16 protein-coding genes are annotated in these 14,722 nt (G+C 72.6%); 10 read left to right on the top strand and 6 right to left on the bottom strand.

Features of this window, described 5'->3' with window-relative positions; genetic code table 11:
* Positions 1–85 precede the first annotated feature (85 nt).
* Positions 86–403 (top strand): hypothetical protein, encoded by a 318-nt coding sequence (locus tag DB32_RS37590; RefSeq protein WP_053237477.1) that lies wholly within the window; start codon positions 86–88, stop codon positions 401–403.
* Positions 404–424: 21 nt separating this feature from the next.
* Here DB32_RS37590 and DB32_RS37585 read toward each other — a convergent pair whose 3' ends face one another.
* A complete protein-coding gene (locus DB32_RS37585; protein ID WP_053237476.1) occupies positions 425–1,162 on the bottom strand; it encodes a hypothetical protein in 738 nt (245 codons plus the stop codon).
* 218 nt (positions 1,163–1,380) lie between these two features.
* On the bottom strand, positions 1,381–2,490 hold the full coding sequence (locus DB32_RS37580; protein ID WP_083458271.1) for a Kazal-type serine protease inhibitor domain-containing protein: 1,110 nt from the start codon (positions 2,488–2,490) through the stop codon (positions 1,381–1,383).
* Positions 2,491–2,755: 265 nt separating this feature from the next.
* Here DB32_RS37580 and DB32_RS37575 point away from each other — a divergent pair, with 265 nt between their 5' ends.
* On the top strand, positions 2,756–3,916 hold the full coding sequence (locus DB32_RS37575) for an HAD family hydrolase (RefSeq protein WP_169791685.1): 1,161 nt from the start codon (positions 2,756–2,758) through the stop codon (positions 3,914–3,916).
* Here the strand turns inward: DB32_RS37575 and DB32_RS37570 are convergent.
* Together DB32_RS37570 and DB32_RS37565 are read right to left on the bottom strand one after the other, a co-directional pair.
* A complete protein-coding gene (locus DB32_RS37570; RefSeq protein WP_053237473.1) occupies positions 3,913–4,695 on the bottom strand; it encodes a hypothetical protein in 783 nt (260 codons plus the stop codon). The two genes, DB32_RS37575 and DB32_RS37570, sit on opposite strands and share 4 nt — an antisense overlap.
* Positions 4,695–6,086, bottom strand: coding sequence for a serine/threonine-protein kinase (locus tag DB32_RS37565; protein WP_053237472.1), 1,392 nt, complete (start codon positions 6,084–6,086; stop codon positions 4,695–4,697). Before DB32_RS37565 ends, DB32_RS37570 begins: the two co-directional genes overlap by 1 nt.
* Before the next feature lie 39 nt (positions 6,087–6,125).
* On the opposite strand from DB32_RS37565, the gene DB32_RS37560 reads away from it, so the two are divergent.
* From DB32_RS37560 to DB32_RS37530, 7 genes are all read left to right on the top strand, one after another.
* Entirely contained in the window at positions 6,126–7,475 is a 1,350-nt protein-coding gene (locus DB32_RS37560) for a hypothetical protein (RefSeq protein ID WP_157069953.1), read from the top strand.
* A 53-nt stretch (positions 7,476–7,528) separates the two neighbouring features.
* A complete protein-coding gene (locus DB32_RS37555) occupies positions 7,529–8,683 on the top strand; it encodes a hypothetical protein (protein WP_053237470.1) in 1,155 nt (384 codons plus the stop codon).
* Between the two features lie 5 nt (positions 8,684–8,688).
* The gene (locus tag DB32_RS37550) at positions 8,689–9,300 is read left to right on the top strand and encodes a glutathione S-transferase family protein (RefSeq protein ID WP_053239091.1); all 612 of its coding nucleotides are present in this window, start codon (positions 8,689–8,691) and stop codon (positions 9,298–9,300) included.
* The gene (locus tag DB32_RS37545; RefSeq protein WP_169791684.1) at positions 9,297–9,836 is read left to right on the top strand and encodes a hypothetical protein; all 540 of its coding nucleotides are present in this window, start codon (positions 9,297–9,299) and stop codon (positions 9,834–9,836) included. Before DB32_RS37550 ends, DB32_RS37545 begins: the two co-directional genes overlap by 4 nt.
* Positions 9,833–10,174, top strand: coding sequence for a nuclear transport factor 2 family protein (locus DB32_RS37540; protein ID WP_053237468.1), 342 nt, complete (start codon positions 9,833–9,835; stop codon positions 10,172–10,174). The genes DB32_RS37545 and DB32_RS37540 overlap by 4 nt, the downstream gene beginning before the upstream one ends.
* Positions 10,175–10,612: 438 nt before the next feature.
* Positions 10,613–11,092 carry an NUDIX hydrolase gene (locus tag DB32_RS37535; protein ID WP_205627108.1) on the top strand — a complete coding sequence of 160 codons (480 nt, stop codon included), beginning with the start codon at positions 10,613–10,615 and terminating at the stop codon, positions 11,090–11,092.
* The gene (locus DB32_RS37530; protein ID WP_157069951.1) at positions 11,089–11,934 is read left to right on the top strand and encodes a hypothetical protein; all 846 of its coding nucleotides are present in this window, start codon (positions 11,089–11,091) and stop codon (positions 11,932–11,934) included. Before DB32_RS37535 ends, DB32_RS37530 begins: the two co-directional genes overlap by 4 nt.
* On the opposite strand, the gene DB32_RS37525 is transcribed toward DB32_RS37530, so the two are convergent.
* Together DB32_RS37525 and DB32_RS37520 are read right to left on the bottom strand one after the other, a co-directional pair.
* Positions 11,879–12,772 (bottom strand): alpha/beta fold hydrolase, encoded by an 894-nt coding sequence (locus tag DB32_RS37525; RefSeq protein WP_157069948.1) that lies wholly within the window; start codon positions 12,770–12,772, stop codon positions 11,879–11,881. The two genes, DB32_RS37530 and DB32_RS37525, sit on opposite strands and share 56 nt — an antisense overlap.
* Positions 12,772–13,581 (bottom strand): metal-dependent hydrolase, encoded by an 810-nt coding sequence (locus tag DB32_RS37520; protein ID WP_053237465.1) that lies wholly within the window; start codon positions 13,579–13,581, stop codon positions 12,772–12,774. Before DB32_RS37520 ends, DB32_RS37525 begins: the two co-directional genes overlap by 1 nt.
* A 132-nt stretch (positions 13,582–13,713) precedes the next feature.
* Between DB32_RS37520 and DB32_RS37515 the strand changes: the two genes are divergently transcribed.
* On the top strand, positions 13,714–14,721 hold the full coding sequence (locus DB32_RS37515; protein ID WP_053237464.1) for an AraC family transcriptional regulator: 1,008 nt from the start codon (positions 13,714–13,716) through the stop codon (positions 14,719–14,721).
* The last annotated feature ends 1 nt before the right edge of the window (position 14,722 follow it).

The following is a 14,722-nucleotide window of genomic DNA, read 5'->3' as shown; positions in this document are numbered from 1 at the left end:
GAAAGCGCAGTCGTTCCGTGTCGCGCCTCGCGCGGTGTCGTGATGGATCGACGATTGCTGAGCGTCATGGCGAAGGAGCTTCGCCATGACCGTCCTCTCGACCGAGCCTGCCGACGTCCTCAAGCGCCGCGCGCAGCGCTTCGCCTCGAAGGGCGAGTACCGCAAAGCCGCGCTCGCGCTGCGTGAGCGCGCGGCGATCGTGGGCGATGCGGCGTCGTGGGTGATGGCCGGCGCGATGCTGCGTCGTGCGCGTCGCGACGACGAAGCGATCGAAGCGCTGCGCCAGGGGCTCTGGCTCCACGAGCGCGCGGGTGCGGCAGGGCGCGCTCAGGCTGTGGCGAACGTGCTGCGCGAGCTCGCGCCCGACGATCGACTGCTTCGTCGCTACGCGAAGGCGAGCTGATCGCCGTGCGTCACGCCGCGCTCACATCACTCGGAGCGCGGTCGGATCGAGCTGCAGCGTGACCTCGAATAGCGAGCGCCCTTCGCGATCGGCGTCCCGCACCGTGACGGTTCCGCGCGCGAGGTCGAACGCGATCGCGGGATCGCCATCGGTGACGCTCGGGTTCGAATCGGCGGCCGCGCTCGGGCCACCCTCGCCGAGGTCGCACGCGACGTAGCCCGCGGTCTGCGCGCGGTTCGGGTACACGACCGTCTCGCCGCACATCACGCGCACGAGGCAGTTGAACCCGCTGTCGGCCGCGGGCAGCACGCGCACCTCGCAGGGCTGCGCCGAGTCGATGTCGAGGCCGCTCGACGCGAGCACGCGTCCGCGACGGCCGATCGGCGTGAACGGCGGAGGCGCCTCGGTGTACACCGCGCGGTAGCGGCTCATCTGCGGATCGACGACCGCCTCGACGAGCGGCGGCAGCGGCTCGTCGCGATCGGTGAACGCCTGCGCCCACGCCTCGCGCGCCGAGCCCTCCGCGCCAGGATCGTCGACGGCGCGAGCCCATCCGTCGTCGTCGCGATCGGCGTCGTCGTCGGTCGCGGGCTCGAGCACGAACGTGCGGCCGCCGCGATCTTCTTCTTCGTCGTCGTCGGTCGTACGCGCGTGCTGAGTGACGACGCCGCCGACTCCGAGCGCGAGCAGCGCGAGCACCAGCGTGCTGACGACGACGAGGCCGGGCCGGATCGACCGAGGGTCGCGTGGTGACTGCATCCGCGTCCTTCTCCGCGAGAGTACGCGAGCGATAGACGCGCCGTGCCGCCTTCCGGTTCCCACGCGACGGAAAAAGAAAAACGGCTCGCCCGCCGTTCCCTCCCGTCCGCGCGCTTCGCGCGCTCCCGTCCGGGACCTGCGGGACGAGCACTCCGGCAAAAAAGAACCGGCCCGGGTGGGACCGGGCCGGCAGGAGGAACCGGGAGTGAAGAGAAGGATCAGCGCTCGACGGGGACGCAGGTGCCCTCGTCGGGACAAGGCGCGCTCGGGTCGTCCCAGATGCACACGGGCACGACGCAGACCTCACCGGCCGCGCAGTCCGCGTCCGCCGAGCACGAGGGCGGCGGCGTCGGACGGCACTCGCCGTAGCAGACCGCGGGGCACGCACGGTCGTCGGGCAGACCCTCGCAGGGCGAGCGGCACACGGTGTGGTCGCAGTACGCGCCCGCGCCGCACTCGTCGTCGCTCAGGCAGAGGTCCGCCGGCGGCGGGTTGCACGCGCAGGTCTCGCAGCCGCGCTCGTCGCGCGCGTGGCCGTGCTCGCAGTAGACGTCGCAGAGGACGGGCTCGCACACCGGCGGCGGGTCGCACGCGCAGGTCTCGCAGCCGCGCTCGTCGCGCGCGTGGCCGTGCTCGCAGTAGACGTCGCAGAGGACGGGCTCGCACATCGGCGGCGGGTTGCACGCGCAGATCGCGCAGCCGCGCTCGTCGATCACGTGGCCGAACTCGCAGGCGATCTCGCACATCACCGGCTCGCACGTCGGAGGCGGCAGGCACTCGGGCGTGGGACAGCCGTTCTGATCGACGACGTAGCCCCACTCGCAGTAGATCGGCGGGATCGCCGGGCACTCGCAGCGGCCTTCGTGATCGACCATCACGCCCGCGCAGTTGGCCTCGCACGCGTTGCCGTACGTGCGCCCGTCCTGGCCGCACACCGGCGCGTAGACGTCGGGGCACGCGCAGCTCGTCTCGCACTCGCCGTCGCGCACGACCATCACACCGGCGCACGCGGCCTCGCACGTGTTGCCGTAGGTCTTGCCGTCGTCGCCGCACACCGGCGCGTAGACCGCGGGGCAGACGCAGCCCGCGTCACACTCGCCTTCGTGCGCGATCATCGCGCCCACGCACTCGGCCTCGCACGCGTTGCCGTAGGTGCGCCCGTCCGCGCCGCAGACCGGCGCGTAGATGTCGGCGCAGAAGCAGGTGTCCGGGTCCCCGGGCTCCTCGCAGCCGCGCGGCGCGAGCAGCAGTGGGATGCCGAGCAGGAGCGCGAACGCGGGGCGCAGCGCTCGCGCGGCGCGCAAGGGAAGGATGGATCGATCGTGCATGGTGCCTCGTGTTCTGCAGCGGATGTGCCGCGTGAAGTCGTGCCTGCGTGTGCCAATCAAATGATGCAATCAAACGCAATTGATCGGGCCTCGCAGCGCGTGGCCGATCGCGGGCGTGCGCACCGTCGCCGGCGCGTGGAGGGACCCCCGGGGCGCGCTGCGCCTCGACTCCTCGCGTCGCACGTCCGTGGTGCTCGCTCGGTTGGTGGGCGCGCCCATGGGCGTCCGTCACGAAAAGATCGCGGGTATGCTCGGCGCGCGGAATGTGCGGACGAACGTCGTCGCGTGGGGACTGTGCTGGTGGGTCGTGCTCGCTGCGTGTGGCGCGACGCGCGCGAGAGAGGAGCGGCGGGTGCCGGTGACGCTGCGCGAAGAGGGCTGGCTGCCCGAGAACCGGGCGCGCATCGAGCGCGTGATCGGCGAGCTCGGCGCGCGCGACGGCCGTCGCGTCGCGGTGTTCGACTGGGACAACACGATGATGCGCGGGGACATCGGCGACCTCGTGCTCGCGCACCTGATCGAGCGGGGTGCGATCGCGGAGGGCGTGATCCCGCAGGGCGACGCGATGCTGAGCGCGGCCGCGCACGAGGCGCTCGCGCGCGCGAGCGACGCGACCGAGCGGGGGCGCGTCGTCGCGCACCTCGCGTGGCGCGGCACGACGCCCGAGGGCGAGCCCGCGTTCACCGTGTCGGTGGGGCCGTTCTATCGCGCGACGTACGGCGTGATCGCACAGGTGCTCGCGGCCGGGCGCACCGACGACGCGCTGCGCGCGATCGCGCGCGAGGCGTTCACCGCGGCGAGCGTCGCGCCGATCGGTGCGCGCGAGGTGATCGGCGGGGTCGAGGTCGAGCGCTTCGCGCGGCTGCACGCGCCGATGATCGAGCTCGCGCGCGCGCTCGAGGCGATCGGCGTCGAGGTGTGGATCGTGAGCGCGTCGCCCGAGCCGATCGTGGAAGCGATCGCGGAGATCGCGGGGCTCGATCCCGCGCGCGTGGTCGGGGTGCGGATGGAGCACGACGACGCGGGGCGCGGCACGTCGCGCTTCGAGGCGTGCGGCGAGGGCCCGCTCGCGACGCCGGTGATGACGTGGCTCGAGGGCAAGCGCTGCTGGATCAACCGCGAGATCTTCGGTGTGCCCTCCGCGCGGCAGCGGATGCGTCAGGACGATCCCGCGCTGCGCCCGGTGCTCGTCGCGGGCGACAGCGACGGAGACCTCGCGATGCTGCAGGACGCGACCGCGCTGGCCATCGTGCTCGATCGCCAGAACGTGCGCGTGATGTGCAACGCGCTCGCGTCGGGCTGGGTCGTGCAGCCGCTCTTCGTCGACCCTCCTGCGCCGCGCACGACGCCCTATCCGTGCAGCACGCACGAGGACACGCTCGGGCGCGTGGTCGACGTGGAGGGACGCGCGATCGCGGATCGCTAGAAGCGACCTTCGATCGCGATCCCGTTCGGGCGGATCGCGACGTGGGTCTCGCTCGTGTCGCTCGCCGCGAGATCGATGATCACGAGCGTCGCCGCGCCGGCCGCGAGCACGCCCGCGGTCACGTAGAGCGCGGTCGCGACGGTCGCCGTGGTGCGGGCCTGCTCGAGACGATCGTGCTCGGGGCTGCCGCGCACGATGAATGGCTCGTCGCGCAGATCGTCGACGGTCGACTGGGCGTCGAGCGCGAGCACGATCGCGGTGATCGCCGCACCCGCGGCGGGCGCGGCGAGGCCGAGCCCGACGTAGAGCGACGTGTGATCGGGCTCGGGCGGCGGCAGCGGATCGCTCGGCGGCGGGGGCGTGATCTCGGGCTCGGACGGCGGCGCGGGCTCGGGCGGCGGCGGCTCGTGCTCGGTGGGCTCGCTCTCGCTGAGCACGATCTCGCGCTCGATCTCCGCGACGCGCTGCTCGGCGAACGTGCGGAACCGACCGGTGTCGTCGTCGCGCGCGCAGGTGCGGTAGGCGCGCGCGGCCTGCGCGCGGTGCTCGGGCCCCCAGCGATCGTAGGTGAGCGCGAGGTTGCACATCGTCGTGACGCGCGGCGCGAGGCGATACGACTCGCGGAACGCCGCCGCGGCCGCCTCGTGATCGCCCTCGCGCAGGCGCTCGACGCCGCGCTCGAAGAGCGTGCCCGCGCGATCCTCGGGTGGAGCGTCCTGCGCGCGCCCGAGCGCGGGCAGCACGACGATCATCAGCGCGACGAGGACGTGGAAGCGCATCAGTGCTGCTCGATGATCGTGCCGTCCCACGTCGTCGCGGGCTCGCTCGGCGGGGTCGCGGGCGTGGTCGTCGCCGGCGGCGTGTCGGCGGTGGTCGTCGTGGCGCGCTCGGCGCGGCCTCGCTGTCGCGGCGCTCGCTCGCGCGGCACCTCGGGTGCCGTGACCGTCGCCGGCGCGGTCTCTTCTTCGCGCGCTGGCTCCATCACCGGCTCGGCGGACGGCACCACCACCGGCTCGGGCGTCGGCGCGCTCGCGGGCTCGGGGGCTGCGCTCGGTGCCGGCGCGGCCTCGTGCTCGATCGTGGTGATCGCATCGCGCCGCATCAGCCACACGCTCGCGCCCCATGCGACGATGCCCGCGAGCGCGAGCGCGATCCCGATCGCGATGATGCGCGCCTCGCGATCCCGCGACGGCCGCACGATCGTGCCAGACGCCGCCGCGCCGCTGCTGCGCACCTCGGGCGACGACTCGAAGTCGGGCGCGGTCGCGCGCGTGGCGAGCGACGATCGCGAGGTGCCCGACGAGGGCCTCGCCAGCGCGCCCTCGAGCAGCTCGATCGCCTCGCTCGCGCTCGCCGGCCGCTCCCCGGCATCCTTCGCGAGCAGCTTCGCGAGCACGCTCCCGCAGCTGCGCGGCGCGTCGTGCGACGAGGGCACCGGCGCGTAGAGGATCTGGTGCATCAGCGCCGCGGTCGACGGCGCCTCGAAGGGCAGCGCGCCCGTCAGCATCTCGTAGAGGATCACGCCGAGCGCCCACAGATCGACGCGCACCGTCGGGCGCTCTCCGTGGAACTGCTCGGGCGCCATGTAGGGCAGCGAGCCCACGATGCTGCGGCTCTCGGTGATCTTCGATCCGAAGCGCTCGTCCACGCCGGTCGCGAGCCCGAAGTCGAGCAATCGCACTCGCACCGGACCGCTGCGGCACACGCCGAGGTTGCTCGGCTTCACGTCGCGATGGACGATGCCCGCCGCGTGCACGTCCACCAGCGCCTCCGCGATCCCGATCGCCAGCTCGAGCGCGCGCTCGCGGGGCAGCGGCCCTTCGCGCGCGAGCAGCACGTCGAGCGGCGTGCCGTCGACGAGCTCCATGACGTAGAACGGGCCGCACCCGGGGTCGACGCCGAAGTCGGTGATCTGCGGCACGCGCGCGGTGGTGACCTTCGCGAGCGCGCGCGCCTCGCGACGGAACCGCGCGTCGAGGGTCGCGTCCCAGCGATCGGGGCGCACCAGCTTCAGCGCGAAGCGCTTCTCGAGCTCGACGTGCTCGACCTCGAGCACCTGGCCCATGCCGCCCGCGCCGATCTCGCGGGTGACGCGGTAGCGCGCGGCGACGACGTCACCGATGCGCACCGGGGCGAAGACGCTCTTCTCGAGGGCGGGCGCGTCCGACATCCGACTGCGCCGCGGAGGATAGCAGCGCTCGCTTTCGCGGTGCTGTCCGCGGTGCTGTCGCAGGGGTGCATCCCTGATTTTTCCGGGTTCACCATCGTCGACGACATCGCCCGGGACGACGGCGGCATGGACGCCACGGTCGCGCAGGAGGACGCGGGCGACGTGAACGACGGCGGCCCGATCGACGCGAACGATCCGCCGGCGACCCCGCTCGACACCGCGTGCCCCACGCCGTGGGAGGACCTCGTCGCGCCGTTCCCCGAGGTCTGCACGGGCCGCGTCAGCGAGCGCGTGGGAGCGCCGTTCGAGCTCGACGACGTCGCGATCACGCGCGGCAGCGACGGCGTCGTGGTCATCGCGTACGACTCGTACGACGGGCCCGACCTCGCCGAGCTGCGCACGCTGCGCTTCCACGAGGACGCGCCCGAGCACGCCGCCGCCGGGCCGGTGATCCGACCGGTCGCGGTGATGGGCGAGTGGGTCGGCACGTCGGTCGCGCTCGCGACGCAGGGCGCCGACACGCACCACCTCGCGTACTGGGTCCGCTCCGACGTCGGGCACGAGATCCAGCACCGCACGTTGCGCGGGAACCTATTGTCCGAGCCCGATCCGGTCGCGATCTCGGTCGGCGCGCGTGGCGCGGTCGACATCGAGATCGATGCGGCAGGGCTCCCGGTCGTCGCGTGGCACGACGACGAGACCGGCCGCAACGCGGTGCGACGCGCGACGGGCGAGGGCACGTGGGCGATCGACGTGAACGTGCGCAGCGACGGCGATCCCGGCATCGAGGGGGTCGGCGCGGTGGCGCTCGCGGCGGGCGCGGGCTCCGCGATGCACTACGCGTTTCAGTGGTGCGTCTCGCTCGCGGTGTCGGCGCCGTCGTACTCGGTCTCGACCGCCGCGGCCTCGTGGTCGGCCGCGCGCATGATCGACAACAGCGAGATCGAGGACCGCGCGTCGGGCATCGGCGTCGACCTCGCGCTCGTCGGGGACGAGACGTTCCTCGCGTACCTCGACTGGGCCGAGCAGCGCGGCGCGGTCCGTCTCGCGCGCTTCACCGGCAGCGGTCCGATCGCGATCACCACGCTGATCGACGACATCTCGATCCTGAATCGCCCCGGCCGCCATCCGATGGTCATCGAGACCGACGCCTACGGCCTCCTGCACCTGCTCACCGCGCGCGTCGAAAGCCCCGAGACGCAGCTCGAGTACTGGCGCCAGGTGCGTCGTGGCGGCGAGCTCGAGTGGGTCGTCGACGTCGTCGGTGTGATCGGCGCGGTGCCCGAGCGCGTGCACGCCGACATGGTGATCGGCCCCGATCGGCGGCCGCACATCGTCTACTCGGATCCGTTCGTCGGCGCGGTCGTGTACGCGACCGTCCAGCTCTGACGCGCGCCCCGGGTTCTTGACGCTCGCGCGCGCCCACACGAGGCTGGCGCGCGATGGCCGACGCGAAGACGAAATTCTCGATGCCGATCTGGGGCTGGATCCTCGTCGCGGGCCTCGTGCTCGCGGGGATCTTGAAGGTCGTGCACGTGCCAGGGCTGGCGGGCGGCGGGCTCGAGGCGCTGGCGGGGCTCTGCTTGATCGCGGGCTCGTGCGAGGCGCTGATCATGAGCGTCGAGGGCATGAGCGCGCTGCTCGGGTGGAACCAGTTCGTCGGCGGGACGATCGCCGCGGTGGTGTCGAACGTGCCCGAGATCGCGCTGCTCGGGTTCTTCGTCGTCGACGATCCGACGATGGCGTTCGTGATCGGCCTGATGAGCGTCTACACGAACTCGATGGCGTTCGCGCTCTACGCCGTGATCATGCCGAAGGATCGCGGCACCGCGTCGATCCCGATGCCGATCGTGCGCGCGGGCACCGACCTCCTGAGCTTCGGCGGCGGCCTGTGCCTCGCGCTCGCGATCACGATGATCGTCCTGCGCGAGTTCGGCTCGCCGATCGATCGCATCGGCGTGCCCGAGCTCTACTTCGTCGGCTTCGCGCTCATGGCGGTGTTCGGCACGTTCCTCGTCAGCCTCGTGCGCTACTTCGGTGCCGAGGAGAAGAAGGAAGGCGAGCCGACGCCGAAGAAGGAGCCGGAAGAAGCGCACCACGGCGTGCCCAAGACGTACGGCGGCGTCGCGGGTCTGCTCGTGCTCGGCGTGTTCGGATCGTTCCTCGGCGGCGAGTCGATGAGCGAGGTCGGCGACGCGATCGTCGCCGCGTTCCCCGACCTGTCGCGCATGGCGGTCGCGCTGATCCTCGCGATCATCGCGGGCGTCCCGACGTACGTGATCGTGCTCAACGCGCACTACAAGAAGCAGCCGCTGATCGCGCTCTCGAACACGTTCGGCGGGCTCACGCAGAACCTCTTCAACGTGATGGCGTTCTGCTGCTTGATGATCGCGTTCTTCAACACGATCGGCGTGCTCCACGACGAGACCGTGCCGATCACGATCCCGACCACGCTCGCGCTCGCGCTGATCTATCCGACCTATGCGATCCTCTCGCGCGCGATCGAGGACGACGGGAAGTTCAACTGGATCGAGATCGTCTCGTTGGTCGCGCTCTTCGGGCTCCTGATGTTCGTGCTCGTGCGCGACGGAGGGTGAGCGAGATGCGGACGCTGGTGATCGGAGACAAGCGCTGGTCGTCGTGGAGCATGCGGCCCTGGCTCGCGCTGAAGCAGGGCGGCATCGCGTTCGACGAGCACGTCGTCCGGCTGCGCAGGCCCGACACCAGGGCGCAGATCGCCGCGGTCTCGCCGAGCGGGAAGGTGCCGCTCCTGATCGACGGTGAGCTGACGATCTGGGACTCGCTCGCGATCTGCGAGTGGGCCGCGGAGCGCGTGCCGTCGCTGTGGCCGAGCGATCCGAGCGCGCGCGCGATCGCGCGCAGCGTGAGCGCGGAGATGCACTCGAGCTTCGTCGCGATGCGCACCGAGATGTCGATGGACGTCGAGCTGCGCACGAAGAAGGAGCTCTCGCCCGAGGCGCGCGCCGACGCGGATCGTGTGATGGCGATCTGGCGCGAGACCCGCGCGAAATGGGGACAGAACGGTGACTTCCTCTTCGGCGCGTTCTCGATCGCCGACTGCTTCTACGCGCCGGTGGTGACGCGCTTCCGCAGCTACGGCGTCGCGCTCGACGACACGGCGGCGCGCTACTCCGAGGCGATCTTCGCGCACCCGCACGTGCGCGCCTGGTGCGACGCGGCGGAGCGCGATTGACCGTCGAGAGCGCGATCCTGCTGTTGCCGTGGATCGCGCTCGTGGCGCTCGATCGACGGGCGCTCGCGGGCGACGTCGAGCTCTCGACGCTGATCGAGCCGATCGCGGCGCGTCCGGTGCCGGGCGAGTACCGGACGTCGATCGCGTACTACCGCGCCGTGCTCGCGCTGCGTGCGAAGGACGCGCGCTCGGCGCGTGCGCTGCTCGACGCGGTGCCGCGCCCGCTTCCGCGCAAGCGCCACGCCGAGGCGTTCGAGTACCTCGGCGCGCTGCTGGACGTCGTGGAAGGCGCGACCGAGCGCACGCTCGCGAGCGCGGCCGCGCACGAGCACGGCCCGAGGCGCGCGTCGTGGCTCGCGGTGCGCGCGCACGCGCAGGCGGCGAGCGGGGACGTCGAGAGCGCACGCGCGACGCTGCGCATGCTGCGGGCGCTGCGCGATCCCCAGCTCGACCTCGCGAGCGTCGCGCGGTGGGAGCTGCCGGCGTCGCGCCTGGCGAGCGAGCTGATGCGAGGAGAGGAGCACCCGTTCCGATGAGCACCGAGAGTGAGCAGCTCGCGCGCCGGTGGCTCGACGCGTTCAACGCGCGCGACGTCGACGCGATGGTCGCGCTGTACGCCGACGACGCGACCCATACGTCGCCGAAGATCGCCGCGGCGCGCATCGTGGGACGCGAGGCGCTGCGCGCGTGGTGGCGCGGCGCGCTCGAGCGCACCCCGAGCCTGCGCTACGAGCTCGTCGGGATCGCGGCGAGCGAGGATCGCGTCGCGCTCGAGTACGTGCGGCACGTCGACGGCGAGCCCGCGATGCCGGTGTGCAACGTGTTCGACGTGCAGGGCGGCCGGTTCGTCGCATCGCGCGTGTACCACGGCTGAGGAGCGCGGGGCCGGGAAGCTCGAGCTCGATGGCGGATGGGTCGAGGTATCGTCGAGCGCAATCCAGCTCGATGGCGGATGGGTCGAGGCATCGCCGAGCGCAATCCAGCTCGATGGCGGATGGGTCGAGGCATCGCCGAGCGCAATCCAGCTCGACGGCGGATGGGTCGAGGCATCGCCGAGCGCAATCCAGCTCGACGGCGGATGGGTCGAGGTATCGCCGCCCGCAATCCAGCTCGATGGCGGATGGGTCGAGGTATCGCCGGCGCCGATGACGCTCGCTGGGTGAATGGTCGCCGGATGCTCGATCGCCGCACGCTCGCGCAGTCCGGGCGACGACGCCCTTGCGAGAGCGCCCATCGCTCGTGCGATGATCCGCGAGCGGGGGAGCGCATACCGGGATTGAACCGCGATCGGCGACGTCGGACGAGCCGCGAGGTGAGCGCGGGGATGGTGCTGCTGCGACGCGGTGCGCGCGGCATCGAGATGCTCGTCGTGCATCCAGGCGGGCCCTTCTTCGCGAAGAAGCACGAAGGTGCGTGGTCGATCCCGAAGGGGATGATCGAAGAGGGCGAGGACCCGCTCGCCGCGGCGCAGCGCGAGGTCGTCGAGGAGCTCGGGGTCACACCGCCAGCGCCGCCCTACGTGGCGCTGGGCGACGTGCGGCTCAAGAGCGGCAAGCGCGTGCACGCATGGGCGGCGCGCGCGGACTTCGATCCGTCGCGGATCGTGAGCAACGAGTTCGAGCTCGAGTGGCCGCCGCGCTCGGGGCGCCTCCAGCGCTTCCCCGAGGTCGATCGTGCGTCGTGGGTCGACCTCGAGACCGCGAAGCGGCTGACCAGCCCGGCGCTCGCGCCGCTGTTCGAGCGCGCGGTGTCGAAGGAGACACTCGACATCGTGTTCGGCGATCCCCCGTGACCCGCCAGCCCACCATCCCGTCCTCGTCCTCGTCCGACGTGCTCGTGCTCGTGCTCCTGCTCGCGTCCTGCGCGCCCACCCCACCACCCCACGAGCCCGACGTCCTCGCGACCACCGGCGAAGAGCTCGCCGCGATCCCCGACACCGACGTCCCCGACGCGATCGAGCCTCCACCGCCGACCCCGTGCGACGCGCATCCGCCGTCGCCCACCACGCTCGAGCCGCTCGGCCAGCGCGGCATCCTCGTGCTCGACGCATCGTTCCCGCGCGAGCTCGGCACCTGCCTCTCCCCCGCGCTCGTCCTCCGCGAAGGCGCCATCGAGTGCGAGCCCGGCAGCACCCGATGTCGCGTCGGCGACCGCGCGATCCTCCTCGCGCGCGAGCACGACGACAGGTGCGAGCCCTACGCGCTGATCCGCTACCCGGACACCACGCCGACCACCGAGCCCGACGACGTCCTCGCCGCCCTCGCCCATCGCGACGAAGCGTGCGCGCTGCACGATCGCATCGCGCTCCAGGACCCGTCGCTCTACGACGCGACCCTCCGCGCGCGCCGCATCCAGGCCGGCCCTCGCACCGCGCTCGTCGCCGAGTGCCTCCGCGACGCCGACGCCCAGACCTTCGCGGCCGACGCGCGCGCCCGCTTCGCCCGGGTCCCGCTGCGCTGCGCGGGCCTCCGCTGCGAGAGCGCGGCCGCTGCCGATGACGCGGCCGCACCCGCGCACTCTCTCGTCTTCGCGAACCGTCTCTCCGGCCCGCTCCGCTTCGACGCGGTCGCGTGGGTCCTCACGCCCGAGGATCACCCGCGTGCGCTCGAGCTCCTTCGAGAGCGCTGCCGCTGATCGCGGCCTCCACGATCCGCCGCGCGACCAGCCCCGGCCGATCGAGGTGCGGACAGTGCCCCACGCCCTCCGGCTCCTCGACCCGCGCGTGCGCCGGAAGATGCGCCCGGAAGTACGCGAGCCCGCTCGCGGGCAACACGCGCTCCGAGCGGCCCCACATCAGCGTCACCGGCATCGTCAGCCCACGCAGCGCGTCGGGATCGAACCCGTGATCGCTGCGCACGTTCGCCAGCAGCTCACGCACCACCGCGCGCCCCATCTGCCGCCGCACGTCACCCGCGACCCAGGACGCGCCCGGCGGAGCGCGGTGATACACCCGCTCGACGAACGCGATCGCATCGGCGGTGGAGCGCAGATGGAACACGCGCCGCACCGCCTCGAGCTCGTCCTCGCTCATCCGCGCGCCCGCGGGCGAGAGCAGCACGAGCGCGCGCACCTTCTCGGGCCGCGTGCGCGCGTAGTCCAGCGCGACCGCGCCGCCGAGCGAGTTCCCGACCACCACCGCGGGCTCGTCGATCAGCCGATCGATCACCGCGCCCATCACCTCGAACAGCGTATCGGGCGCGAGACGTCCGCGCGGCGGCGCGCTCCATCCGTGGCCCGGCAGCTCCGGCGCGATCACCGCGCGCACGTGCTCCTGCACCCGCGCGATCACCGGCGCGAACGGCGCGGCCGCCGAGCCGATCCCGTGCACCATGACGACCGGCGGCAGCGCGCCGTGCCCGCGCCCCACGTACGCGTGCACCCGCCCGACGGCGGTGTCGATCATGCGACCACGCAGCCCACGCGCCCGCAGCGCGACGTGCGAGAGCCCCTCGACGAGCGAGAGCAGCCCCATCACGCGCCCGCGCTCGCCTGCCACGCCGCGATGGCGCCCGCGGAGTCGATGTCGTTCGGATGGAACCCCGGACGGAACCAGTCCGCCCAGAGCCGCCACACCTCCTGCAGACCGCCCGGCTCGACGAACAGGAAGCGCACCAGCGCGATCCACTCGCGCGCCGAGAGCGCGTCGCCGTCCTCCGCCATCATGCGCGTCTGGAACTCGAGCACCTTCGCCCAGAACACCGCGGTCGCGGCGAGCATGATCACGCTGCGCTCCGCGTAGTTGCCGCCCGCCGCGCGATACACGTCGAACGCGACGGCCTTGTGCTCGTTCTCCTCCGCCGCGTGCCATCGCCAGAGCGCGACCATCTCGGGGTGCGCGCCCTCGAGCAGCGCGGGGCGCGCGAGGATCAGGTGCCCCATGAGCGCGGTGAAGTGCTCGAGCGCGGCCGTCACCGCGAGCTGGGTGCGCGGCGGCAGCGTGCGCTTCGCGCGCTTCAAGATCCGCACGACCGACTGCTCCATCTCGTCGACCGGCAGGCCCTGCGCGCGGAGCATGTCGTTGTATCGACGATGCTCTCGTCCGTGGATGCCCTCCTGCGCGCAGAAGTCGCGCACCAGCTTCCGCAGCACCGGGTCGTTCTCCACGACGTGGCGGTGCGCCTGCACGCTCATCACGAAGAAGCGCTCGCCCTCCGGGAAGAAGATCGAGAGGTTGTCGAGGAAGCGCGTCACCGAGCGCCGACCTCCGTGCCAGTGCCGCGGGACGTCCGCGCCGGTCGCGAAGGTCAGGTTGCGGACCTCGAGCGTCTGCGTGCCGTTCATGCTGCTGCAGGCCTCCTCCACGACACTCTCCGCGCGATGCGCGGCGCCCGCGAAGTCAGGCGGTGCCAAGCTCTTGTCATTTCGGGCCAGCTCGCCATGATCTCGTGTTTTCGCGAGACTCTCGGCCGCCCGATGCACGCGCCCGACGCGCACACCATCCCCGCGATCCACGCGCTCCACCTCGCCGACGTGGTGGAGCGCTGGGGCATCGACGTCGACGCGCTGCTCGCGGGCTCGGGATGGACGCCCGACGCGCTCGCGCAGCCCGACGCGCGGCTCACGCTCGCCGACGTCGAGCGGCTGGTCGAGCGGGCGCGCAAGCTGACCGGCGAGCCCGGCCTCGGGTTCCACGTCGGCCTGCAGATGCGCATCGCGTCGCACGGGTTCCTCGGGCTCGCGGCGATGGCGGCGCCGACGCTCGGCGACGCCGCGCAGGTCGCGGTGCGCTTCGCGCCGACGCGCACGACGGCGCTGTCGTTGCGGCTCGAGACCGGGCCCGAGGGCGCCGCGCTCGTCATGCTCGAGCACGCCGATCTCGGCTCCGCGCGCGACGCGGTGGTGCTCGCGCTGACGGTGGGCATCGTGCAGCTCGCGCGCGCGCTGACCGGAGCCGACGCGGCGTACCAGGTCGAGCTCGCGTTCGACGAGCCGAGCTACTACCGGCGCTTCGCGCACCTCCTCCGGCCGGCGCGGTTCGGGTGCCCGGTGCATCGCATCACGTTCCCGGCGGCGGCGCTCGCCGCGCGCCTGGTCACCGCGGATCCCGCCGCGCTGCGCCTCACGCTCGAGCAGTGCGAGCGCGAGCTCGCCGAGCTGCGCGCCGGCGATCCGTTCTCGCAGCGCGTCGCGCGCGTGCTGCCGCGCGCGAGCGGCGGGTTCTTGACGATCGAAGAGGTCGCGAAGGCGCTGCACGTCTCGACGCGCACGCTCAAGCGGCGCCTCGCCGAGGAAGGCACGAGCTTCCGCGATCTCCTCGAGGACGCGCGCCGCGCCCGCGCGCTCGTGCTGCTGCGCGACGAGCTCGGCCTCGACGAGATCGCGGCGCGGCTCGGCTACTCCGACGCCGCGAACTTCAGCCGCGCGTTCCGCCGCTGGACCGGGGTCACACCCGGCGCGTGGCGGACGCGCGAGCCGAAGTGAC

The organism is Sandaracinus amylolyticus, from assembly GCF_000737325.1.
Classification (GTDB): Bacteria; Myxococcota_A; Polyangia; order Polyangiales; family Sandaracinaceae; genus Sandaracinus; species Sandaracinus amylolyticus.
The sequence above is the reverse complement of the archived record's forward strand: the minus strand, read 5'-3'. Positions and strand labels throughout refer to the sequence as shown.

Bases quoted from the DNA above. Each gene is read 5' to 3' on its own strand.
- DB32_RS37590 (WP_053237477.1), top strand. From the start codon at position 86: ATGACCGTCCTCTCGACCGAGCCTGCCGACGTCCTCAAGCGCCGCGCG.
- DB32_RS37525 (WP_157069948.1), bottom strand. From the start codon at position 12,772: ATGGGGCTGCTCTCGCTCGTCGAGGGGCTCTCGCACGTCGCGCTGCGG.
- DB32_RS37540 (WP_053237468.1), top strand. From the start codon at position 9,833: ATGAGCACCGAGAGTGAGCAGCTCGCGCGCCGGTGGCTCGACGCGTTC.
- DB32_RS37565 (WP_053237472.1), bottom strand. From the start codon at position 6,086: ATGTCGGACGCGCCCGCCCTCGAGAAGAGCGTCTTCGCCCCGGTGCGC.
- DB32_RS37580 (WP_083458271.1), bottom strand. From the start codon at position 2,490: ATGCACGATCGATCCATCCTTCCCTTGCGCGCCGCGCGAGCGCTGCGC.
- DB32_RS37520 (WP_053237465.1), bottom strand. From the start codon at position 13,581: ATGAACGGCACGCAGACGCTCGAGGTCCGCAACCTGACCTTCGCGACC.
- DB32_RS37515 (WP_053237464.1), top strand. From the start codon at position 13,714: ATGCACGCGCCCGACGCGCACACCATCCCCGCGATCCACGCGCTCCAC.
- DB32_RS37585 (WP_053237476.1), bottom strand. From the start codon at position 1,162: ATGCAGTCACCACGCGACCCTCGGTCGATCCGGCCCGGCCTCGTCGTC.
- DB32_RS37570 (WP_053237473.1), bottom strand. From the start codon at position 4,695: ATGCGCTTCCACGTCCTCGTCGCGCTGATGATCGTCGTGCTGCCCGCG.
- DB32_RS37550 (WP_053239091.1), top strand. From the start codon at position 8,689: ATGCGGACGCTGGTGATCGGAGACAAGCGCTGGTCGTCGTGGAGCATG.
- DB32_RS37555 (WP_053237470.1), top strand. From the start codon at position 7,529: ATGGCCGACGCGAAGACGAAATTCTCGATGCCGATCTGGGGCTGGATC.